Below are 21,246 nucleotides of genomic sequence, written 5' to 3'. Positions count from 1 at the left end.
ACAAGTCGGAGGAACATCTGAAAGTTTTGACCAAGACCTTTTTGTGGGTCGGTTCACGCCGGCTGCTGCCAAAGCTTCATGCCGGAGCGGAGGGATTACCACATGAGCGGCGAAGGAGAAGTTGAGCTCGACTCGGCCGATAAGCGACGTACACTTTGGATTGTTTTATGGCTCAATGTGGCGATCGCTATAGGTTTTTTCATTGTTGGATATTTTGCTGATTCCAACGCATTGCTTGCAAACGGCTTGGACAATTCGTCCGACGCGATAGTCTATCTGCTAAGCCTTCTGGCACTAACCCGTTCTCGAACCTGGAAGCGCGGTGCCGCGCGCTTTTCTGGTATCATGCTCCTCATCTTCGCTGGCGGCGTCATCGCCGATGCTTTCCGACGCTTTGTGGAAGGCTCCGATCCGGGCGGCGTCATGATGATGGTGATGGCGGTGGTGGCCGGCGTGGTGAATCTCGTCTGCCTGCGAATGCTTCAGAACATGAAGAAGAAGGACGTCAATCTGCGCGCTGCCACGACCTTCAGCTTCAACGATTTCATCTCCAATGGTGGTATCATTATCGCCGGGATTATTGTCATGCTGACCGGCGCGAACTGGCCCGATCTGGTGGTAGGCATCGCGGTTGCCGGCATTGCACTTTACGGTGGCATCGACATTCTGCGTGATGCGCACATGGATACGCACGAGGAAGAGGGCACAGAGCACAAAGGTTGGCGCAAGTGATTGCGGTCTGGACAGCGGTTCTACTCGCCGCCGTCTGGGCAGCGCATTGGGGCGCGGAGCGCCTGTCCGCTCCGCTCAGGAAACTGCGCAAGCAATGGGGTTTCTCCGTTGCGGCCGGAGGCGCCTTTCTTGGTCTCGCTGCCGCCTCGCCGGAGATCGGCATCAACGTGACGAGTGCGGCGCGCGGCGTATCCGACATTGGGATAGGAGCCATGCTGGGTTCAACCGTCCTCGCGATTCCGGTCATGGTGATAACGGCCTACCTAGCGACCCGCAAATCAGACCTGCAAGGTGCCGGAAAGGATCACGAGGAGCATCGGCGAGAGCATTACGTGGCGGTCGACAAAGGGGCTCTCACCGTTCAGGCGCTGCCTTATCTGGCGATCCTCGGGGTTTTCGCTCTGCTGACGCTTCCAGTCCCCTGGCGCGGTCTGCAGCCGATCGATGGCTGGATCCTGCTGGTCGCCTATCTCGCCTATCTCGTGCAGGCTCTCGTTCGGGGCCGCGAGAAGGGAGAGGAGGTGAAGTGGGGCCAGAAGGAGCGATGGACGGCCATAGCGGGCATCGGCGCGTTGGCGGTCGGCGCCTACTTCACCGTCTTCTCGACCGAGAGGATCGTGAGCGCACTCGGCATCCCGAATATCGTCGGTGGCCTTTTCATTACCGCCACCGTCGCAGCTCTGCCCGAGGTTTTCACGACCTGGAGCGTCGCGCGCTCGGGCCAGGTGACCTCCGCCACCACGAGCGTGATCGGCGATCATGTCGTGAGTATGACGATTGCTTTCATCCCGCTCACTATCATCGGAACGCCGATCGAGAATTTCAAACTTTTCTGGGTCAGCCTCATCTTCGTCGCGCTCATGCCTGCGCTGTATGCGCTGTTCCTTTCTTTGGGAGGAGACGAGAGAAGAGGCTTTCGCCGTTGGCATCTCTTCGTGTTCTTGGCTGCCAACGCAGCTTTCATCGCCGTGATACTGTTCTGGGTGCAGCCTTTACAGAGTTCTGGGGGAGCCGGGTGAGCAATGAAAACCAAAATCACGGCGAGGGAAGCGGCGATGATCACGGCGTTGAGAGTTATGAAAATCAGCCTTTCGTTCTAGGGTCCAAACCCAATCAGGCTCTTGAAAGTCTGCGTGCACATTGATCTAGGGAGTCTCCGCTGATGCAGGAGGCCGTTGGGAATGTCGCGTTCGTTGTTCTGATTGTCGGATGAAGCATGGGCTGCAATAGAGCCGCACTTGCCGAAGAACCAACCCGGAGCGCGACGCGTCGATGACCGGCGCGTGATCCCCGGCTGTCGTAATCGTAAGCGCTCGATCCTGTATGACGAACGCCGCTACAAGGATCGCTGGCGGCCCGAGGCCATGTTCTGTCGCCTCAAGGACTTCCGCCTTACCGTCACCCGCTACGGCAAACTCGCCAGAAACTTCCTATCGGCCGTAAGCCTCGCCCCCGCCGTAGCCTTTTGACTGTGATTAAGTCTCGACCCTAGCGGCCATTGGCTCAGGTCTTTCTCCCTAACCAGGGCCGACGCCCATTCTGCGCGCAAGCCACAAGGTCGCGGAAGGAACGATAACCCACATGATGATGGGGACCAGACCAATCTTGGTGCCGGGTAACAGCGGCATCAGGGAGCTGTACGTCCACCCCCAGTCAGCTCCCACGGCCAGGAGTTCGACGGCAGAGGTGACGCCCAGGCCGATGGCTAGATAAACAAGAAGGCGAGAAATCGGCCATTGGACGATCCAGGGCGCTCGACCGTTCTCCAACGAGGCGCCCAGATAGGCCGCCACCATGATACCCGCGTCACCGAACGATGCCAGACCACATCGGTATGCGACTTCAGCCGGGCCAAGCTCGCCAGTGCTGTAGAACGGGAGCTGGAACATTTCCCAGGCGAAGGCAATCAGTCCGCCGAAAATGGCGATCCACAGGGCGGGATGCGCGCCCCGCCACACTGCTTCAGACCCCCCGTATTTATAGGATCCAAGCCTCACCATCCTATTCCAAGCCTGCGCCATCGCCATGCCGATCCGTTAAACGACGAACCGGTCCCAGTTGCCATAATGCTCATCGCTCCGGCGGCCTCTCGGCAGGCTCAATCCTATCAGGAGTGCTCCGAGCACAGTACCAATGATGTCGCTCGTGATACTGGTGCTTCCGTCCATCAGCCAGGGAGCCGCCATCAGCCAGAGGCCAAACGCTACGTTCAGAAAACGCAGCGGTCTTGCGACTTCCGCCATCGCTATCACTGCGACCGTGACGACGAGCGCCCCCACCACATGATCGCTGTCGGCCAGAGGTGGTTCTGTGCCGAGAACAAGCCTTGAAAACATGAGGAAAGCACCGATCAGCACACTGATGGCCAATGTCCATGGGACCGTGACCCCGCGCGCCGCCGAACCGCCGATCGCCGCGAGCGGGGCATCGAAACCGGGATGTGAGTCCTTGCTGCCGCCTGGCAGCGCGTCGCCGCGGAAGAACGAGCGCCAGAACGGTCGCCCGCGCCGCGTGTTGAGAACCAGGAACTGGCCCATCGCGACCAGCTCGTCGAGCGAATAGGGGATCATGATCAACTGATGCTCGATGCCGAGCATATGCAATATAGCTGCGCCTATTGGGACGACGGCGTCGAGACACTGGCCGAAGCTCAGGAGGCCAAGCTTGCCCATATCGCGGCCAAGCTCGCTCTCGCGCCGGGCCAGGAGGTACTCGATATCGGCTGCGGCTGGGGCGGAATGGCGATCTATCTCGCCCGAACAATGGATCTGCGCGTCACCGGCATCACGCTCAGCGAGGAACAGCTTGGCTTGGCACGTACACGCGCCGATGAAGCAGGCGTCTCCGATCGCGTGAAGTTCGAGCTGATCGACTATCGCGATCTCGCCGCACGCGGCCAGCGTTTCGATCGGATCGTCTCGGTCGGCATGTTCGAGCACGTCGGACGCCCGCAATTCGCAACGTTCTTCCGCTGCTGCGCCAATATGCTGACGGATGACGGGGTGATGCTGCTCCACACGATTGGTCGGATCGGCACACCGGGCACAACCGACGCTTTCACGCGCAAATACATCTTTCCAGGCGGCTACATCCCGGCGCTTTCGGAAACCGTCGCGGCGAGCGAGAAATATCGCCTCATTGCCAGCGACGTCGAGATGCTGCGGCTGCATTACGCCAGAACGCTGCGCGCATGGTATGCCAATTGCGAAGCCAACCGCGAACGGATCGAGGCGATGTTCGATGCGCGCTTCTATCGCATGTGGACCTTCTATCTCGCCGGAGCCACGGCGGCTTTCGAACATGGCGGCATGTGCAATTACCAGATTCAGTATTGCCGGGATCGGCGGGCTTTGCCCTTGACGCGCGGATATATGGGCGAGGAGGAAGGGATGTTGCGGGGCAGGTGGGGCAACCTTTCGGGACGGGTTTCTTAAGATCCTTTGCTGACCTGACAGCAACCGTACGGGCCAGCAACGGAAGATCATGTCCAGATGCTACTGCTCATGGTGCAGTTCTACTTCCGCGCGAAGGAGTTGCATCATCCAATCTGGTCGAACGCAAGGCGCATATCATCCAGGCGACAGCTTCATGCGTGTCTTTCACGTGATTTTCCGCATCATCGAGAGAAACCACCATATCGAGCAGGACGTTTTCGTCGCAGCTTGCTTGACCGTCTTTGCCGACATACCGGTGTCTGACGGTCCTGATCGATCGGATCAGTGACCGGCTGCACCGGGTCCAGATCCATGAACCCGACGTATTGCTCGACGCTGCAAAAAGCCTCGCTGAGATCGGGGCGAGTCTACGATGCTCGCGTGACATACGGATGCGCGCCTTGCGGCGTTACCTTCGCAGATGCAAGGAGCGCGTTCCGCAATTGGTCAGTCGGCTATCGGGATAGGTTTTAGCAATTCAATTCTGCGCTGCTTTCCACGCGCCCATCGAACCCAGGTACACATCCACATTGTCAAAGCCGTGGGCGTCGAGCCAGCCTGCCGCCACTGTCGCCCGCATTCCGCTCGCGCACATGAGGGTGTAGCTGCGGGCCGGGTCCAGATCCTGCCAGCGCTTGGGCAGTTCGCCGACATAAATATGCTCCGAGCCGTCGATCGCGGCTGCCGCCCGTTCATCGGCATCACGCACATCGAGCAGTGTCCATTCGTTGTGTTCGCCGGTCAGCCGCCGTTCGACTGTTTCGGTATCCACCATCGGAATCGATCGCATCTTCTTGCCCGCCGCCGCCGCGGGCACCACGCCTACGTAACCACCCAGAACGTTGTCCAGTGCAATGCGGACCAGGTGTTCCATGGCAGTATTCAGCTGGCCCTGCGACGAGGCGATCAGGGCGACACTCTCCCCTTCGCCGATAAACCACCCCGCAAAGGCGGGGATCATCCCAACCGGGAGATTGATACTGCCGGGCAGATGGCCCGACGCATAGGCGAGCGGCTCGCGGATATCGACGAGGTGGTCCGCGCCGCATTCGCCTAGCTCCTGTAGCGACATCGGTTTCGGCTCAATGACCCGCGGAGCGGGACTCCCGCCCTCCAGGTTCAGCCGCTCCATCAACCTGAAATAGGGAGGCTGATAATGGTTCTCTCCCACCTTGAAGTCGATAAAGGCTTCGCGGTCCTCGATCTGCAGCCGCGGATTGTTGTGCCGCTCGTGGCCCACGCTTGAGAACTCGCGGTCGGCCATGCCCGACCCGCAAACAGAACCGGCGCCGTGGGCCGGATAAATGATGGCCTGATCGCCCAGGTCGCAGATCTTGCGCAGGGAATCATAGAGCAGGCCTGCGACCTCGCGTTTGCGGTCGGGATAGAAGTCGGTGCGTCCGACGTCGCCGACGAACAAGACGTCGCCGGTAAACACGGCAACGGCTTTCTCCGGATATTCGGTGTCGAACAATGCGTAGGCGAGATGATCGAATGTATGGCCCGGCGTCTCCAATACGCGGAATTCGAGCTGGCCGACGCGATAGCTGTCGCCCTCGCACGTCGTTTGCGCATAGACGACTTCGCCATCGGCGTTCGGGCCGTGCAGCACCTTTGCCCCGGTCATGTCGGCCAGGACCGCTGCGCCGGAAACGAGGTCCTCATTACGATGCGTCTCGAAAATATGCGTGATCGCCAAGCCTTCGGCGCGGGCCTTCTCGATATAGATGTCGCAATCGCGGCGCGGATCGATCACTGCCGCCTGCCCGCCGGACCCGACGAGATAGGACAGATGGGATAGGCCGGGTGTCTTGATTTTTTCGAGAAGCATGATGAGTTTCCTTCTGGTCGGTTTACGAGGGGATGCGGTCAGGCCGAAAGCAGGCCTCCGAGCAAAACGGTTGGCAACCGTAAAGGATTGCGAGTTCACAGGAAAAGTGCCGCCTGTGCGGACGATGAGGAAAAACAAGTGCGTCGAGAATGCCTATAGCGATGGACGCCGAGAGATATGCCAATCTCGATTTCCTTTTTGGATATTCGTTCATATCAAACCTCGAGCGATATCGTCGGGCAGAGACGGATCGGCATTATCCCGCGACAATTCGCGAAACGCGCGGTTCTGCGACAGGAACACACGCCCGCCGATTTTCTCGAGAAATTCGGTTCGCTTGAGCCGATCCATCACCGGGCCTTTAACTTCCGATAGGTGGAGGTCGATCCCGCTATCGGAGAGCCGGTGATTGATCGCCTCGAGGCTTTCCAGGCCCGAGGCGTCCACTTCGTTGACCGCACTGCACATCAGGATGACGTGGCGCACCTCTGGCTGGTCCGCGACGCGCTCGAGCACATATTCCTCCAGCCAGCGCGCATTGAGATAGGTCAGGCTTTCATCGATACGGATCGACAGGACGTGCGGAACGGTAAAGACATCATGCCGCTCCACATTACGGAAATGTTCGGTTTCCGGAACACGCCCGACGATAGCCGCGTGCGGCCGCGATGCGCGCCACAGATACAGCAGCAGACCAACCACGACACCGGTAATCACGCCCAGTTCCACGCCAGCCAAGAGAGTGGTGACGATGGTCGCCAGATGCGCTGCGAAATCCGCCTTGGAATAGCGCCACAGCTGACCGGGCGTCTTCAGATCGACCAGGCTGAGCACCGCGACGATAATCGTGGCCGCCAGCGTGGCGATAGGCAGGCTGAACAGCAGCGGCGTAAGGAACAGCGATGCCAGGGCGATCCCGATGGCCGTATAGGCGCCCGCAGCCGGCGTTTCCGCGCCGGCATCGAAGTTTACCACCGAGCGGGCGAACCCGCCCGTCACCGGATAGCCGCCCGAAAAGGCGCTTGCGATATTCGATGCGCCCAAGCCGATCAGCTCCTGGTCGGGCGCAATACGCTGGCGTCTCTTGGCGGCCAAGGTCTGCGCGACCGAGACGCTCTCCACGAAACCGATCACCGAGATCAGCAGCGCGGGCACCCATAGCTGCGCGATCAGGTCCATGTCGGTCGACGGGGTGGCGAAAGGCGGCAGGCCCTGCGGAATGGCCCCGACCAGATCGACGCCCTTTTCCGCAAGATCGAGCATAACGGCCGCGAGAATGGTCAGCGCCACCGCGATCACGGGCCCCGCCTTAGCAGCGATATCGGCGGCGCGCGGTTTCAGGCCGATCCTCAAGAGGGCTGGTTTCAGTCCGCCCCTGACCCAGAACAGGAACAGCGTCGCCGGGATACCGATGGCCAGCGTCCACGGATTGGTCAGGCCTATATTGGACGCAAGCGATCCCAGCATCTCCGGCCAATTGTCGCCGCCGCCCGAAATCCCGAGAATATGCTTGATCTGGCTCGTGGCGATCAGAATGCCGCTGGCCGTGATGAAGCCGCTGATCACCGGATGCGAGAGCAGGTTGGCGAGAAAGCCCAGCCGAAGAAAGCCCAGCACAGCCAGCATGATGCCCGACAGAGCGGCCAGCGTGATCGCGGCTTCGAGATATTCGGCCGTGTCCTGCGCAGCGACAGCGCCCGCGGCCGATGCGGTCATCAGTGACAGGACCGCGACCGGACCCACCGCCAGCGTCCGGCTCGTCCCAAACAGCGCATAGGCCACCAGCGGCAGGATCGAGGCATATAGCCCGACGACCGGTGGCAGCCCGGCGAGCAAGGCGTAAGCCAGGCTTTGCGGGATAAGCATAATCGTGACGATCACCGCCGCCACCAGATCGTTCGTCAGGACAGAACCATTATAGGTGCGCCCCCATTGCAGAATGGGGAGGTAGCGTGCCAGCAAGGTGGGTTCGGCCATGGCTTCGATTGCTCCGACGACGCTTTAGCGCTGCGGCTCGAACAAGCGTACGATCAGCATTCCGCCCAGCATCGCCACCACGAAAGCCGCCGCCTTTGCCGGTTCGATCGCCAGTGCAGCGAATCCAGGTCCGGGACACAGGCTGGCAATTCCCCAACCGGTGCCGAACAGCGCCGCGCCGCCGATCAGACGGGGGGTCAGGTCGGTCCGGTCGGGAAGAGCGAACGTCGCGCCAATCAAAGGCTGCGCCATGCGTGCCTGGATCCGCCAGGCAATCGCCATCACGATCACCGCGCCGCCCATCACGAAAGCAAGAGTGGGATCCCAGTGCCCGAATATGTCGAGAAAGCCGCGTACACGCGCCGGGTCGACCATGCCGCCCAGCGCCAGCCCGCCGCCGAACAATGTCCCCGATAGGAGCGGCACCAGCCGCGTCATGACAGCACCTCTGGCCCCAAGGCGTTCATGACGGCGACGGTCGCGATCCCGGCCGCCATGAAGGTCGCCGTGGCAACAAGTGAGCGCTGCGACAACCGGCTGACGCCACATACGCCGTGGCCGCTGGTGCAGCCGCTGCCGATCCGCGCGCCGATGCCGACCAGAAGGCCCGCCACGATCAGCGGTACGTAACCGGCAAAGCTTGCCTCGATTCCGCCGGTAATCCAGGCGATCAGCATTGCGCCAATCGGCAGGCCCAGGACAAACGCCCACGCTGCGGATCTGGGCATACCGTCCCCGCTGATGCCGCAGGCGCGCGCGGCGATGCCTGACACACCGGCAATTCGCCCTGCGCCCAGCAGCATCAGCGCGGCCGCGAGGCCGATGAGCACGCCGCCGAGCAATCCGGCCACTGGTGCGGCATCGGGAAATCCGGGCAGCATCACAGCTTGTTCACCGGCATCTTGAGGTAGGACGTGCCGTCATCTTCCGGCGGCGGCAAATGGCCGCCGCGCATGTTCACCTGGATGGCTGGCAGGATCAGGCGCGGCATCTCCAGCGTCGCATCGCGCTGCGTGCGCATCTCGACGAACTGATCTTCATCGACATCTTCGTGAAGATGCACATTGGCTGTGCGCTGTGCGAGCATGGTGGTTTCCCACACGAATTCGGTGCGATTGGGCGCTTTGTAATCGTGGCACAGGAATACCCGCGTCTCGTCCGGCAGGCGCATCAGTCGCCGGACCGAGCGATAGAGGTTGCGCGCATTGCCGCCCGGAAAATCGGCCCGCGCAGAGCCATAATCGGGCATGAACATCGTATCGCCGATAAAGGCCGCATCGCCCACGATGTAGGCCATGTCGGCCGGGGTATGGCCGGGAACGTGGAGCGCGATCAGCGGTATCTCGCCGATCATTAATTCGTCGCCATCCTCCAGCAGGCGGTCGAATTGCGAGCCGTCGCGTTCGAATTCGGTGCCTTCGTTGAACACCTTGCCGAATACGCCCTGCACGGTGACGATCCCGCGCCCGATGGCCATTTCGCCGCCCAGCTTTTCCTGCAAATAGGGCGCGGCCGACAGGTGATCGGCATGTGCGTGCGTTTCCAGAATCCAGTCGACGGTCAGGCCTGCCTCGCGCACATAATCGATGATCTCGTCCGCCGCTTCCAGGCTGGTGCGGCCCGAGGGCTGATCGAAATCCCAGACGCTGTCGATAATGGCTGCGCGCTTGGTCTGATCGTCGCTGACGACATAGGTCGCGGTAAAGGTCGGCTCATGGAAGAAGGTTTTGACGTGAGGCGCTCGCGGATTGCCGGCAAGAACGCCGTTCACTTGTGCAATGGCCTTTTCGATATTCGTGTCGTCACTCATACTATCTCTCCGATGTCGTCGCTCGGCTGGGGGGATTGGCCGAGTTCGGGGCAAAAGATGTCGTGCAGCAATTCGAGAACCCGCTGCGCATTCGGGTCGCACACACGGTAGAACACCGACTGGGCCTCCTTGCGGGTCGCGACGAGATCGTCTTCGCGCAATTTTGCGAGGTGCTGCGACAGGGCGGACGGGCTCAGCCCGACTCGCTGCGCCAGATCGCCGACGGACAACTCGCCTTCCTCAGCCAGGAAGCAGAGGACCAGCAGGCGCGATTGGTTGGCCATCACTTTCAGCAGGCGGCTGGCCTCGCCAGCCTGGCGAATGAAATCCGTTTCTGAATGCCCGTCCTGGCCCATAATCTTCTCCATTAGCTATTACTAATTTAGAACTATCTGAGATATGTTCAAGGAAGGACTTTTGCCTTTCGCCAATCTTTCGATGGTGGCGTTGGAACCTGTAGCCGCTCCAGCTTCGTTGATCGGACAGGAGAGTGAACATGAAATACGATTTAGTCGTAATCGGCACGGGGACGGCAGCCATGGTTTGCGCCATGCGCGTTGTGAAAGCTGGCTGGAAAGTCGCGGTCGTCGACGAGAAGCCGTTCGGTGGCACCTGCGCGCTACGCGGCTGCGATCCCAAGAAAATGCTGGTGGCCGGCGCAGAGGCGATCGATGCAAAACAGCGAATGACAGGGCACGGGATAGAAGGGGGTCTGCACATCGATTGGCCCGACCTCATCCGCTTCAAGCGCCGCTTCACCGACCCCGTGCCCGAAAAACACGAGCGGCGATATGAAGAGGCCGACATCGTGACCTTGCATGGAACGGCAAAATTCAGGGGGCCTGATCGGCTGGCCGTAGGCGACCAGGAAATCGGATATCGCAAAATCCTGATTGCGTCGGGAGCCAGACCGATACCTCTAGCCATCCCGGGCGAAGAGCACCTGATCGACAATGAGGGCTTTCTCGAATTGCCCTCGCTGCCGAAGCGGATCGTGATGGTCGGCGGCGGATATATCGCCGCCGAGTTTTCCCATATCGCCGCCCGCGCGGGAGTCGAGGTAACGATCCTCCAGCGGGGACCGCGCATGTTGACACAGTTCGAACCAGAACTGGTGAGCTGGCTCATGGATGCGATCAATCGGATCGGTGTCCGCGTGATTACCGATACGACCGTCGATGCCATTCGAGAACGGGACGGAGAGTATGCGGTCCATGCGAGTGGCAAGGAGGGGCCGATCGAGGTTGCGGCCGATCTTGTCGTTCATGCGGCAGGACGGGCCCCGGCGATTGAGCGGCTCGATCTCGAAAAGGGCGGTGTCGCAGTCGAAAACGGAAAGCTGAAGCTGAACGAATTTCTGCAGAGCGTGAGCAATCCGGCCGTCTACGCTGCCGGCGATGCTGCCTCGAACGGGCCGCCACTCACGCCCGTTTCCAGCCATGATGCAAAAGTGGTCGCGGCCAATCTCGTCGAAGGCAATCACCGCGAACCCGATTACAGAGGAGTACCGAGCGTTGCCTTTATTCTTCCGCCTATCGCCCGGGTTGGGCTCACCGAGGCCGAGGCGAACGAGGCGGGGCTGAAATTTCGAACAAAGTGCGAGCGGACCTCTCAATGGTTCACCGCCAGGCGGGTCGCCGAACCGGTCTACGGCTATAAGACACTGATAGATGAGGAGACAGGAAAGATACTGGGCGCCCACCTCGTCGGACCCGGCGCAGATCAGACCATCAATATTTTCGGACTGGCGATCCGCCATGGGCTAACCGCTGACGATCTGAAGACTACGATGTTCGCCTATCCAACCGGCGCGTCTGACATCGGATGCATGGTCTAGGGCCGTGCGGTTTCCAGCATGTCTATGACGGCGCAGTCGGGCACATGACCGCCCGAACACTGCTCGACGGTAGCGGAAAGGTGTCGTTCCAGGCGAGTGAGATCGTCGATCTTGCGCCGCACTTCTTCGAGGTGATGAACTGCAATCTCGCGCACTTCGTCGCAGCATGCTTTGGCAGGACCGCCCAGATCCAGAAGTGTCCGCACCTCCTTTGGCGCAAAGCCGAGCTCGCGCGCCCGTTTGATGAATTTGAGTGTGCGGAGGTGACCGTCGTCGAAAACCCTGTGACCGCCTGCTGTACGATCCGGCGCACCGAGCATGCCGATCTTCTCGAAATAGCGGATTGTCTCGACATGGACGCCAGTCTTGCGCGCCAACTCACCTATCGACAGGCCACCCATGCCGAATCTCCTTGAACCTATATCTACTACAGGACGTACATAGAGTTCGAATCGAGCGGAGGCAAAGATGACCGAGCAGGCTATCCAATACGACGAGCCGAAAAGCGTGAGCGATCGTGGGGTTGCTGGCGTCGGAGTGCTGGCGAGTGCAGCAGCGCTTCTCTCCGCAGCCGCTTGCTGCGTCCTGCCCTTGGTCCTTGTCGCTGTCGGGCTCGGCGCTGGAGGGCTCGCATGGTTTGTTCCTTTCCATTTGCCCCTCACGGTCGCGGCCTTCGTCCTCGTGGCCCTCGGGTGGTTCCTTCACTTGCGCAAAGCGCGCGTGTGCAGTGCCGAAGGCTGTGAAAAGCCTGTCCATAACGGGGCTACGCGACTGGTATTGATGATTGCCACGGCCATGATCGTCCTGTCCGCGCTATGGGGCTTTATTGAACAACCGCTGATGCGTGCGCTCGGAGGAGCCTGATGCAGACTGTCTCCACGATCACTTGCCCCCAATGCGAAGCGGCCACGACCGAAACCATGCCGAGCAACGCATGCTGGTTCTTTTACGAGTGCCCGCATTGCCAGAAAAGGCTGAAGCCGCTGGCCGGAGACTGCTGCGTCTTTTGCTCTTATGGAGATGTGCCATGTCCGCCCATTCAGGAGGCGCGCGAAAATGGCGGCGGTTCCACTTGCGGCGCGTCGCAGTAGAGGACCGCATCACCCACGGTGCGAACGAGATGTCTGTTCCAGTCGTCGAGGGCTTTGCCCTTTTCCTGTTTCCAGTTGGGGCGCTGGTAGGCGCGCGCAACGCCTGCTTGCGAACCGCTCACATGGTTCACCACCGCCAAGCCAGCTTCGGGTAAGGATACCGCTAGCGATTTCAACGAAAATAAATGCAAGCGACAAGAACCCCGATATTACAAACGAAGGTTGCCAAATGGCCCTATATGGCCCATACGATGCCATATAGGAGTATCATGATGACTGCATTTCAACCTGTAGACACCGCAATTCGCGATTTTCGGCCCGTCCCGATTACCGATGACGAGGCCGCTGCGATGTTTCGTGCGGTGGTAAACCTGTTCGGAAAATGGGATGTGACCGACGAACAGGCATCCACACTGCTTGACGTCCCCGTGCGGTCTTACCGCCGCTGGAAAGCGGACGGTGAACCCGGCCGGATCGACCGCGACGGCAAGGCGCGATTGTCCAACCTGATCGGTATTCACAAGGCGCTGCGCTATATCTTTCGTGAGACACGGCGCGCCCATGACTGGATCAAGGCACCCAATAGCGCATTTCAGGGTCGCTCCGCGCTCGATATCATGCTGGGCGGCGAACTGACCGATCTGATGCGGGTGCGCCGCTATCTCGACGCCGAGCGTGGCGGCTGGTGATCGATCCCGACACGGTCCCGGTTTCCACCATTGAATGGCAAGACGCGGTCCGTATCATCCGCAGCATCCATCCGCCGATCGATCTGTTCGAGGATATTGCCGATCCTGCCGACTGGCCGCTGCTCATCTCGGCGGAGCAAAAGACCAATCCGCGATTGATGGAAAATATCGGCAATCTCGACCTCGTACCGCAAGAACGGCGTGTCGGCGGACCGGGGGCGACGTATCTTATGGCACCGTTCACCCATGTCAGCCCCGACCGCCCGACGCGATTCAGTGACGGCAGCTATGGCGTGCTCTATGCGGGCAACAGCTTCGAGGTCGCGCTGCTCGAAACCATTCATCATCATAGCCGCTTCATGGCGCGCACGAACGAAGCACCAGGCTGGACTTCGCAATTCCGCGAGGTCGTGATGGACATCAATGCGCGGTTGCATGATCTCCGCGCGGATGAGGGACGATTTAGTAAAGCCGCGGATCCGAATGACTATTCGGCAAGCCAAACGCTGGGAGGGCAGTTACGGGCAGCCGGGTCCAACGGCGTGGCTTATTCCAGCGTGCGCCGCAAAAGTGGCGAGTGTGCTGGCCTGTTCTATCCCGACCTCGCCTCAAATGCGATCCAGGGTCGCCATCTTGATTATCATTGGGATGGGGAGCGGGTTGATCTCTACCGCGATACCAGGACAGGGGAAGTGTTTCGGATCGTGTGACATGTGAGATGCAAATTTTCGGCGGAAATTTTGGAAGGGACGCGGCGCTGACCATACGCCGACAGCTCTGGTCTAATATTGCTGTGGGCGGCCTGTCGATATCCCCGCGACCGCCTGTTCCATCATCAATCGTGTCGAACGCAAAGCGCAATTCAACAAAATGCGATCTTCTTGAGTGCAGCCGATATAAATTCGCGCGTCTTCGGGATCGACGAGCATATCGATCAGAGCGGTTTCGTCGCCGCTTCGATCGCCATCTTCGCCGGCAACAAAGGATCGTTTCATAGCCGCTTCGCAAAGGGTCATCAGGCTATCAAAAACCGGGACGAGAATTTCAAGCCGATGCCGCGCCAGCGTCTGGTATATGTAGGGCTGAACCGCTTCGCCATGATCCTTGGCATCGCGCCAGCATCGCATGACGTCCAGAATTATGCTTTCCGGCATATCCAATGCTTCATCAAAGCGGACCGCCTGAGCCTCCGCCATTGTTTAAAGCCTCTCTAGTCTCTCGAACAGAGTCTTGGATCAGGACGCGCGGAACCAATTTATTGTATCACATACCGAGCGGGGTGGGCGAGCGGTCGCCTGATCGACAAAGCTTCAGTACGGCGATACCGGCGATCAACCATCCTTGTCGGCGTGCTCGGGTTTCCCTTGGCGCTCGCCCTTGGCGAAATCCTCAAGCTCGTCCTCGCTCATCGAGTCGTACATGTCTTTCGAAGCGCCTTGCAGATCGCTCACCTTGGTATCGCCGCGCTTCGCAGACAGAGCTGCTCCTGCGGCTTTTTGCTGGGCTTTCGATTTTGTCGGCATGGTATCTGCTCCTCGTCTCCACTCAATATGCTTCTCGCCACTTCGTGCGCGCTCGGTTCGTGGCTTCCGTCACCAGTAAGGTGTGACCGCCCAATAGTCGTACGACCGCGTCTGGTAATCGCGGTCATAAGCGGTGTCGCGCTCACTTTCCTTATAGGTCGGCGCGCCCTTCAACTGATCCTCGGTCACGTCGAGCTGATAGCCACCCAGATCGGTATTGTAGTCGAACTTCTCCCAAGGAAGGCTGTGCAACTCGCCGCCCATACCAAGGAAGCTGCCCACCGAAATCTCGACATCGCGGGCCTGACCACCGCGTTTTTCGATCAGGACACGTTCGACAGTACCGATCTTGTCGCCATTGGACCCATAGACCGCCGTTCCTTCGACGCGGTCGCTGCCAATCAGATCGCTGCTCCTTACGTTTTGATGCGACATCGTGATAACTCCTTTCCGACTGAAATTGACCAAGAGTGACTTGGTCACAGCGGAGTAACGCTCGCACCGCGACGATAGTTTCTCCGCTCGTCGCAAAAATCCTCTTTGATAACAAAGGTTAGTCACTGAAGCAGTAGGCTGATCGCCATTTAATATGAGCAAGGCGCTCGAACGGCCCGGCGGTTTTCTCGTCGAGAATAGGCTGGCAACACGGCAGGAAACCGCGTCAAGTTTGCGCGCAACTTGCTGGGGGGCGCTGCGGGATCACATTATGGCGGCTCTGGGAATCCCGGTCCGGAGCCTAATCTTCCGACTTCGAATGCTCGACTATCATCAGAACAAGCCCTGAGAAAACCAACCCAAAGCCCAAGAGGTGAGACCAGCGAAAAGGTTCGCCGAGCAACAAATAAGATAGCACAAGCGCGCTGAGGGGCATGACCGCCATAGCACCTGCCGTGAGTGCTCCCGGCGCTTTGCGGGCACCATTATACCATAAAACAGGAGCAAGCCCCGCTGTAGCCGCGCCCCAGAAGGCTACCGCAAACCACCCAGTCTGACCTACGTCGGAAAAATCGAACGGTTGGGGGTCGAAAACGATAGCCAGAACAACAAAAACCAACGCAGCAATCAATGAGGCTGCCAGCGTGGCCTCCAGCGAGCTTATACCGTCGGACAGTTTCCGTGAAAGCAGGGTGTAGGCTGCCTCGAAACACACGGCCATTGCGACAAGAGCTGCGCCGAGGATCGGAGCTTCCGTGTCTCCGCCTCCTTCCGTTCGTAGCAGATTGATTGCTACTATCCCCGCGACCGCAAGGGCCAGTGCTCCCGACGTCCGCCAGTTCATTGCGGCACCGAAGAAAACTACGGCCGCGCCGGCAGTCACTGCCGGTGTTGCGCTCATGATCGTCGAGCCGATCACGCCTGTAGTGAGACGCATACCAAAAAGCATGGCTGCGGTGAAACCGACCATCCCGAATAATGAAATCGCGACAATCACCCACCAGTCCGACCGCTTCGCACCGGCAAACCGTTTCGTCAGCAGCCATGTAAATGGAGCAAGGACCAGACAAGCGATCAGCATTCGCATGCATGATGCCGTGAAGACCGAGAACTGTTGCCCGATTAGCTTGCTGAGCGGCGTCGCACTGCCAAAGAGTGCCATGCCCAGCAAAAGCTGCACAACAATCGCAGGAGCGGTCGAGCGTCTTTCGGATGCCATGATACTGCAAAAAGTTAGCATGCCGGGCTCCGCTTGGAAAACATAGTCTTGTTTCCGTTTCGCGGGCGGCGTCTCGTGTCAGATAGCTCAGTTCTTCAAGGATCTCGTCTATTTCTTATGCTGCGCCAGAGCCCGATCGCACGTATTCGAGCGATGAGAATTGGGAGGTTGGGAGTGATACGGACGTGACCCGCTCATCCGGCGACCGACCGAGATCAGTCCTTGGGCCACGTGCGCTACTTGGTAGCGGATCCGCGCACAAGCTTTCCTGGGAAGGGTTCCGAAAGGCAGGCCGAGCTGATCCGCTAGAATGATAATACTTCTTATGTTAAATCCGATACTTATTGTTAGCATATCAGAGTGCATGTAAAGTTCGCTGACGCAAGAGCGTCAGCCTTAGAAAACCGAAGGCCCTGTTAGCAGTGCCGGGTTCCATTTGCTGGTTGACCTCGGCAAACCATCTGGTGGCGTGCTCTTCATTGAGCTCGTCGATGCAGAGACCCGGAAAAGCCTCCTGCAAGTAGAGCCGCCGGTAGCAGCCATTGATGTTCTTGGTCTTTGGGACACCAGCGCATTGCCCATTTCTCCCAGAACTCGTCGAGGAACTGGGTGAGCAGAAGGATTTCGGCGAACTGATCGACATCTGCGAAAGTGGCGGGAGGGCGGTGTAATGACCGCTGGCACACTTTCACGCACCGAGAAAATTGTCCGGCTCAATGACCGGGCGCGGCAGGCGATGGGGCTGGCCGGTGTTGCCGTGGCGACAGAGGGATTCCGGGCCTTGCCCGAGGCAGATCGGTCTCGGGTGCGTGAGTTGATCGAGACCTTCGACGCCTTCGTGCCGGACAACGATCCGTAAGGCGCGCGTGATTTCGGAACGATCTATCAGGGCGGCGATGGAAATTGGACGATCATGCGACCGGCACAACTTGCCGAAACCGTGTTCTGGAAGATCGATTCCTACGACCGCGATTTGCGGTTCGGCAGCGAGAACCCGGCCAACCTAGCGACTGCCCGTCGAGTGCTGACGATCATGCTTGCCAGCGAATATTGAGGGGTGGAGCATGACCAGGCGCAATCCACCGGTCCACACCGCCGGACCCGACCCCGACCAGATCACCATGCCGGGCGTGCGCCCGGCCACTCTTAGCGAGATGTTGCAATGCCGCGCCGACATGCCGCGAGGTGCTCGGGCCGTGCAGCAACCGATACCTTGACGCGAACATCGCGGTCGAGCCGGTCGAGGATGCGCATCAGCCGGTCGACGGTGAAGCGGTCGAGCTTGACCTGGCGGATGCGCGAGAAATCGGCCGCCGCGATACCTGTGCGGGCCTGGGCATCGCGGACGGTCAGTTTTTCCTTGTCGAGCGTCTTGACCACTTCGGCGGCGAGGATCGCGCGGAGCTGACGCAGGCTCGCATCGGCCACGTCGAAATCGGCAAAGACATTGCCTGACCCGCGCACCAGTTCGATGTCGTCCTTCTGTTCGGTCATTCCAGCATCTCCTTCAATCGTCTGATCCGCTCGCGCACGAGGTCGATCTCGCGCTGCGGCGTCGATATTCCCTTCGTCGACTTCTTCTGGAAGGCATGCACCACCCAGATATCGTCATCCAGTTGCAGGGCGTAGACGACACGGTAGGCATCGCCGCGCTCCTTGATCGCCAGCTCCCAAACACCGGAGCCGAGACCAGCGAGCGGCTTGGCGATGTCCGGCGCCCCGCCATCGGCCACGATCGTCAGCGCATCGAGCGCCTTGTCGATCGCACGGGCCGGGAACGCCCCGAAATCCTTGCGCGCTGCCTTGATCCACGAAATCGGTCGAAGCGTTGGGGCGCGACATGATCCTATGTAGTCATATCTGACAACACTTGTCAATCGGGTATGTCGGGATGTTTGCCAGCGTGATCGAAGCGAAGCTTTCGTCTAACCATGTTTTCGGATTCATCCTGGTAGGACGTTCCCCACCTTCCCTGACCGCCCTCGTGCCGTGCGGAGATCAAAACCGAGGCCTTCCATCCGGCTCCGCAGACGCCCTTGGCGATGCCGAACGGCAGCCAAAGGCGCTGCCAATTCCTGCGGTGAATATAGACGTCAATCTCCGCATCGCCCAATATATGCACGGCAGTTCGTGTGGAGATTGGGGAGTCTATTCTCCGCCAAACGCATCGAACCAGAGCGACCGGATGCGAAAAGTCGGTCGCTTAAGCCTTTTCAACCGACCGATATGCCACTCCGATCCGGTGCCTGGCGCTTCCGCGTCGGAGACGAACTGCATCGAAAAAACGCCGCGCCGACGCCGCATTCGAAAAGCTGTCGCGCGCGCCCTTTCCTTTACAACCTACGCGACTCCTGTGACGTTCGACGACGGTCCAGCCAAACAGATCGAGCGTGACCGTGAGCTGATAGTCGCGTGGGACGTTGCGCGCAGTATCGAAAGCCCGCCAGTGCTCGCGGCATTCGAAGTGCTTTGCCATGAAAAAGCATTGCTCACACCGAAACCCGCAAATCCAACGCAGAAATTGAATCACCGCCCTGCCCTGTGATTCAAATCTTCGATTAAGCATCGCAGGGGCCCTGCTATCCGAGCTTGGGCCACGCGGCCTGACATTTTCCGCGAGGACCTAAAGCATGCGGCGGAGGCCGCGCTTTCGCCGTCGATGCGACAAAATGATGACAACGTGGGCTATCTGAATTTGATCTCATCCCACTCGTTGAGGGTTGGCTTGACCCAGGATCTGATCGCGTTGGGCGCTGACGGTGTCGCGATCTCGAATGCAATGCTCTGGGATTCTGCATCGACGGTGCTGCGATACGGCAGGAAGCTGCGGGCATATTCAAGCGCAACCGCACGGTTTCTGGGAAACGATCCGCAATAAGACGAGGGATTGATTCCGGACAACGAAGTTTCGATACTGGCTTTATTGAAACAGCATCTTCTCGAGTGCATCCGCCAGTTCACATCGCTTCTTGGCAGGGAGCCGGTCCAGATTGCGTTGCTTCCATAGGACGGCAGGCAGGTGCCAAGCTTCCGGTATGCCGAGAAGTTGCCAGTCCGGCTCTCCGCGTTTGAAGCCGACCAGAAACCGCCGATGCGCATCGGGCATGTCGGCAACCATCGCAGCGATGGTTGCCTCGCGCGCTTCTTCAAGATCGGCCAGCGCGATCGGCTCATGCGTCATTCCGACAAAACCGCGCTCGAATTCCTCCACAATCGGTTTTCGTGTCGGGGCAAGAACTTCGCCAATCGGGCGATGGTGACTGATGACGTAGACAAGGAATGCGCGCCGCAGCTCGTCGCTTATACCTTCGTGCGCCAGGAGATCGCGCACGTCGAAAAGGTCGCGAGGGTGCTGGCGGTCAAGCGCCGCGACGATCTTGCCCGCATAGAGATCTTCGAAGGACACGATCTGCATCTCGGCAAAGCCAAAGGCGTCTTCGACTGTTGGCACAACGCTCCGCAAGGCAAGATCGTAGACGGTGCCGCGCAGTACCGGCGTTACCTCGATCTTGATCTGCACGCCTCCAGCGCGGACGAGCAGCTTGGTGACGATTTTCTCGTCGGCCGAGCGCGAAGCATGGACCTTCGCATCCGGTATTTTGCGTTCGATCCGTTTCGCTATTCGCAGCATGGCCGCGTTGATCGCGGCAAGCGACCTGGCGCGATCCTCGACCGGCAGATAGGTCAGGTCGATGTCCACCGACAGGCGCGGCATGTCGCGCACGAACAGGTTGATCGCGGTACCGCCTTTGAGGGCGAAGGCTTCTTCCTGCGCTACGAAAGGAATGGTGCGGATGAGAAGGGCGACCTGTTGCCGGTAAGAGTCGAGAAAGGCCATGATGCCCGCTACCCCGCCAGATCGGACGGCACGGTTATGTGGTAGCCGGGGTCGAGCGTGCCACCTTTGACCAGGACGCGCTTCCCCGATCCAAGATCGACACGGGTCACATCGAGACGGGATCGCCAGGCATGCCGGTGGCGGTCGGCGAAGAACAGGAATAGCCGTTTCACCTTCACGCTGGCGCAGGTCTCCAGCAGGGTTTGCAGGCGACGCGGGCTGAGATCGCTCAGCCCTTCCATCAGGGCATCGACCTGATGGAAACTCTCATGTCTGGGCAACTCGTCGAGCAATTCGAGCGCGGCACGTTCCTTGCTCGCATAGCGGATGGGTAAGCTCAGATCTGCGGCGCTGACCATGACGGGGCTCGGCTCCGCTTGTGCGCCGGCATCGCCGGGAAACAGACGCAGACTGTTGTGCCAGCGGAAGGCTACGTCGAGCGGCAAACTGTCCAGCCATGTCGGCGGTCGCTTCGGCCCGTAGAGGTGAACCTCGCGCATCTCCGCCGAAAGGTAATGGGCATAGCCTAGCTGTTCGAGTGCGGTGCGCCCGCCGACGGTCAGCGGCAGGTCCAGCACGGTCTGGAGCGAGATAACCACCTGCGGCCATGTCAATGGCGCGCGCGAGCGACGATAGACCCGCCGCGCCGGACTTTCGAGCCAGCCAGCGCGGACATACTGGCTGCGCAGCGCCGATGAATAACCGTGCGCCTCCATCCACGCGGCATCGGCCAGGAGTCCCTCAGGGAGTTCCCGCTGAAGCCGGTTTAGCTTGCTGTCAGAACGCTTAGCCATGATTAGTGTTTTGGCATATCTTCAAACCAAAATCCA

The 21,246-nt window shown here is 59.7% G+C and carries 29 protein-coding genes and 2 pseudogenes; 13 read left to right on the top strand and 18 right to left on the bottom strand.

The genetic code is table 11. The features are described 5' to 3' along the window. Positions 1-102 precede the first annotated feature (102 nt). The 3 genes from D2V07_RS15055 (at position 103) to D2V07_RS18600 (ending at position 2,201) form a co-directional block, all read left to right on the top strand. Complete coding sequence (locus tag D2V07_RS15055; RefSeq protein ID WP_119587744.1) at positions 103-732, top strand: cation diffusion facilitator family transporter; 630 nt, start codon at positions 103-105, stop codon at positions 730-732. Then, on the top strand, positions 729-1,751 hold the full coding sequence (locus D2V07_RS15050) for a sodium:calcium antiporter (RefSeq protein WP_199698807.1): 1,023 nt from the start codon (positions 729-731) through the stop codon (positions 1,749-1,751). Before D2V07_RS15055 ends, D2V07_RS15050 begins: the two co-directional genes overlap by 4 nt. Before the next feature lie 219 nt (positions 1,752-1,970). After that, positions 1,971-2,201: a transposase gene (locus tag D2V07_RS18600; RefSeq protein WP_158586857.1), complete on the top strand. Its 231-nt coding sequence runs from the start codon at positions 1,971-1,973 to the stop codon at positions 2,199-2,201. 48 nt (positions 2,202-2,249) lie between these two features. Here the strand turns inward: D2V07_RS18600 and D2V07_RS15040 are convergent, their stop codons facing one another. Together D2V07_RS15040 and D2V07_RS15035 are read right to left on the bottom strand one after the other, a co-directional pair. After that, positions 2,250-2,759 (bottom strand): hypothetical protein, encoded by a 510-nt coding sequence (locus D2V07_RS15040; protein WP_233548447.1) that lies wholly within the window; start codon positions 2,757-2,759, stop codon positions 2,250-2,252. Between the two features lie 9 nt (positions 2,760-2,768). Further along, on the bottom strand, positions 2,769-3,269 hold the full coding sequence (locus D2V07_RS15035; protein WP_420830054.1) for an SPW repeat domain-containing protein: 501 nt from the start codon (positions 3,267-3,269) through the stop codon (positions 2,769-2,771). 39 nt (positions 3,270-3,308) lie between these two features. On the opposite strand from D2V07_RS15035, the pseudogene D2V07_RS15030 reads away from it, so the two are divergent. Together D2V07_RS15030 and D2V07_RS19025 are read left to right on the top strand one after the other, a co-directional pair. After that, positions 3,309-4,166: pseudogene (locus D2V07_RS15030) on the top strand (class I SAM-dependent methyltransferase); the annotation flags it as partial. A gap of 154 nt (positions 4,167-4,320) precedes the next feature. After that, the gene (locus D2V07_RS19025) at positions 4,321-4,455 is read left to right on the top strand and encodes a hypothetical protein (RefSeq protein ID WP_267899765.1); all 135 of its coding nucleotides are present in this window, start codon (positions 4,321-4,323) and stop codon (positions 4,453-4,455) included. 189 nt (positions 4,456-4,644) lie between these two features. Here D2V07_RS19025 and D2V07_RS15025 read toward each other — a convergent pair whose 3' ends face one another. The 6 genes from D2V07_RS15025 to D2V07_RS15000 form a co-directional block, all read right to left on the bottom strand. Then, complete coding sequence (locus D2V07_RS15025; RefSeq protein WP_119587740.1) at positions 4,645-5,997, bottom strand: MBL fold metallo-hydrolase; 1,353 nt, start codon at positions 5,995-5,997, stop codon at positions 4,645-4,647. A 210-nt stretch (positions 5,998-6,207) separates the two neighbouring features. Continuing rightward, a complete protein-coding gene (locus tag D2V07_RS15020; RefSeq protein WP_063612648.1) occupies positions 6,208-7,974 on the bottom strand; it encodes a SulP family inorganic anion transporter in 1,767 nt (588 codons plus the stop codon). A gap of 24 nt (positions 7,975-7,998) precedes the next feature. Then, positions 7,999-8,412: a DUF6691 family protein gene (locus D2V07_RS15015; protein WP_119587739.1), complete on the bottom strand. Its 414-nt coding sequence runs from the start codon at positions 8,410-8,412 to the stop codon at positions 7,999-8,001. Next, a complete protein-coding gene (locus D2V07_RS15010) occupies positions 8,409-8,855 on the bottom strand; it encodes a YeeE/YedE family protein (RefSeq protein WP_066850797.1) in 447 nt (148 codons plus the stop codon). The genes D2V07_RS15015 and D2V07_RS15010 overlap by 4 nt, the downstream gene beginning before the upstream one ends. Continuing rightward, positions 8,855-9,784: an MBL fold metallo-hydrolase gene (locus tag D2V07_RS15005; protein ID WP_066850798.1), complete on the bottom strand. Its 930-nt coding sequence runs from the start codon at positions 9,782-9,784 to the stop codon at positions 8,855-8,857. Before D2V07_RS15005 ends, D2V07_RS15010 begins: the two co-directional genes overlap by 1 nt. Then, on the bottom strand, positions 9,781-10,152 hold the full coding sequence (locus tag D2V07_RS15000) for an ArsR/SmtB family transcription factor (RefSeq protein ID WP_233548446.1): 372 nt from the start codon (positions 10,150-10,152) through the stop codon (positions 9,781-9,783). Before D2V07_RS15000 ends, D2V07_RS15005 begins: the two co-directional genes overlap by 4 nt. Positions 10,153-10,280: 128 nt before the next feature. Between D2V07_RS15000 and D2V07_RS14995 the strand changes: the two genes are divergently transcribed. Beyond that, a complete protein-coding gene (locus D2V07_RS14995; RefSeq protein ID WP_325049028.1) occupies positions 10,281-11,621 on the top strand; it encodes a dihydrolipoyl dehydrogenase family protein in 1,341 nt (446 codons plus the stop codon). Here D2V07_RS14995 and D2V07_RS14990 read toward each other — a convergent pair. Further along, entirely contained in the window at positions 11,618-12,022 is a 405-nt protein-coding gene (locus D2V07_RS14990; RefSeq protein ID WP_119587737.1) for a MerR family transcriptional regulator, read from the bottom strand. The two genes, D2V07_RS14995 and D2V07_RS14990, sit on opposite strands and share 4 nt — an antisense overlap. Positions 12,023-12,089: 67 nt before the next feature. Here D2V07_RS14990 and D2V07_RS14985 point away from each other — a divergent pair, with 67 nt between their 5' ends. Next, positions 12,090-12,485: a hypothetical protein gene (locus D2V07_RS14985; RefSeq protein WP_119587736.1), complete on the top strand. Its 396-nt coding sequence runs from the start codon at positions 12,090-12,092 to the stop codon at positions 12,483-12,485. Continuing rightward, positions 12,485-12,712: a GDCCVxC domain-containing (seleno)protein gene (locus tag D2V07_RS19085; protein WP_082834648.1), complete on the top strand. Its 228-nt coding sequence runs from the start codon at positions 12,485-12,487 to the stop codon at positions 12,710-12,712. The genes D2V07_RS14985 and D2V07_RS19085 overlap by 1 nt, the downstream gene beginning before the upstream one ends. Here the strand turns inward: D2V07_RS19085 and D2V07_RS18730 are convergent. Further along, on the bottom strand, positions 12,661-12,888 hold the full coding sequence (locus tag D2V07_RS18730; RefSeq protein ID WP_199698806.1) for a hypothetical protein: 228 nt from the start codon (positions 12,886-12,888) through the stop codon (positions 12,661-12,663). The two genes, D2V07_RS19085 and D2V07_RS18730, sit on opposite strands and share 52 nt — an antisense overlap. Before the next feature lie 96 nt (positions 12,889-12,984). Here D2V07_RS18730 and D2V07_RS14975 point away from each other — a divergent pair, with 96 nt between their 5' ends. Together D2V07_RS14975 and D2V07_RS14970 are read left to right on the top strand one after the other, a co-directional pair. After that, positions 12,985-13,401 (top strand): MbcA/ParS/Xre antitoxin family protein, encoded by a 417-nt coding sequence (locus D2V07_RS14975; protein ID WP_063612731.1) that lies wholly within the window; start codon positions 12,985-12,987, stop codon positions 13,399-13,401. Next, positions 13,398-14,111 (top strand): RES family NAD+ phosphorylase, encoded by a 714-nt coding sequence (locus D2V07_RS14970; RefSeq protein ID WP_119587735.1) that lies wholly within the window; start codon positions 13,398-13,400, stop codon positions 14,109-14,111. The genes D2V07_RS14975 and D2V07_RS14970 overlap by 4 nt, the downstream gene beginning before the upstream one ends. A gap of 72 nt (positions 14,112-14,183) precedes the next feature. Here D2V07_RS14970 and D2V07_RS18430 read toward each other — a convergent pair whose 3' ends face one another. The 4 genes from D2V07_RS18430 to D2V07_RS14950 all read right to left on the bottom strand — a co-directional run bounded on the left by D2V07_RS18430 (position 14,184) and on the right by D2V07_RS14950 (position 16,578). Beyond that, positions 14,184-14,597 (bottom strand): hypothetical protein, encoded by a 414-nt coding sequence (locus D2V07_RS18430; RefSeq protein ID WP_063612640.1) that lies wholly within the window; start codon positions 14,595-14,597, stop codon positions 14,184-14,186. 135 nt (positions 14,598-14,732) lie between these two features. Beyond that, positions 14,733-14,924, bottom strand: a complete 192-nt coding sequence (locus D2V07_RS14960) for a DUF3008 family protein (RefSeq protein ID WP_119587733.1) — start codon at positions 14,922-14,924, stop codon at positions 14,733-14,735. Between the two features lie 69 nt (positions 14,925-14,993). Next, a complete protein-coding gene (locus tag D2V07_RS14955) occupies positions 14,994-15,359 on the bottom strand; it encodes a PRC-barrel domain-containing protein (protein ID WP_063612638.1) in 366 nt (121 codons plus the stop codon). A gap of 301 nt (positions 15,360-15,660) precedes the next feature. After that, on the bottom strand, positions 15,661-16,578 hold the full coding sequence (locus tag D2V07_RS14950) for a DMT family transporter (RefSeq protein ID WP_063612637.1): 918 nt from the start codon (positions 16,576-16,578) through the stop codon (positions 15,661-15,663). 670 nt (positions 16,579-17,248) lie between these two features. On the opposite strand from D2V07_RS14950, the gene D2V07_RS14945 reads away from it, so the two are divergent. Both D2V07_RS14945 and D2V07_RS14940 read left to right on the top strand, forming a co-directional pair. Beyond that, complete coding sequence (locus tag D2V07_RS14945; RefSeq protein WP_082834649.1) at positions 17,249-17,437, top strand: hypothetical protein; 189 nt, start codon at positions 17,249-17,251, stop codon at positions 17,435-17,437. Between the two features lie 18 nt (positions 17,438-17,455). Continuing rightward, positions 17,456-17,632: pseudogene (locus tag D2V07_RS14940) on the top strand (DUF3768 domain-containing protein); the annotation flags it as partial. Between the two features lie 92 nt (positions 17,633-17,724). Here D2V07_RS14940 and D2V07_RS14935 read toward each other — a convergent pair. Both D2V07_RS14935 and D2V07_RS14930 read right to left on the bottom strand, forming a co-directional pair. Beyond that, positions 17,725-18,072, bottom strand: a complete 348-nt coding sequence (locus D2V07_RS14935; protein WP_063612636.1) for a helix-turn-helix domain-containing protein — start codon at positions 18,070-18,072, stop codon at positions 17,725-17,727. Beyond that, the gene (locus D2V07_RS14930) at positions 18,069-18,455 is read right to left on the bottom strand and encodes a type II toxin-antitoxin system RelE/ParE family toxin (protein WP_063612635.1); all 387 of its coding nucleotides are present in this window, start codon (positions 18,453-18,455) and stop codon (positions 18,069-18,071) included. Before D2V07_RS14930 ends, D2V07_RS14935 begins: the two co-directional genes overlap by 4 nt. 14 nt (positions 18,456-18,469) lie before the next feature. On the opposite strand from D2V07_RS14930, the gene D2V07_RS18425 reads away from it, so the two are divergent. Continuing rightward, positions 18,470-19,123, top strand: a complete 654-nt coding sequence (locus D2V07_RS18425; protein WP_063612634.1) for a hypothetical protein — start codon at positions 18,470-18,472, stop codon at positions 19,121-19,123. Between the two features lie 375 nt (positions 19,124-19,498). On the opposite strand, the gene D2V07_RS14920 is transcribed toward D2V07_RS18425, so the two are convergent. Then, entirely contained in the window at positions 19,499-20,416 is a 918-nt protein-coding gene (locus D2V07_RS14920) for a nucleotidyl transferase AbiEii/AbiGii toxin family protein (RefSeq protein WP_063612632.1), read from the bottom strand. An 8-nt stretch (positions 20,417-20,424) separates the two neighbouring features. After that, the gene (locus tag D2V07_RS14915) at positions 20,425-21,210 is read right to left on the bottom strand and encodes a type IV toxin-antitoxin system AbiEi family antitoxin (protein ID WP_082863938.1); all 786 of its coding nucleotides are present in this window, start codon (positions 21,208-21,210) and stop codon (positions 20,425-20,427) included. Between the last annotated feature and the right edge of the window lie 36 nt (positions 21,211-21,246).

Source organism: Aurantiacibacter zhengii, from assembly GCF_003584125.1.
GTDB classification, from domain to species: Bacteria; Pseudomonadota; Alphaproteobacteria; order Sphingomonadales; family Sphingomonadaceae; genus Alteraurantiacibacter; species Alteraurantiacibacter zhengii.
This window is presented reverse-complemented; position numbering and strand designations above follow the sequence as displayed.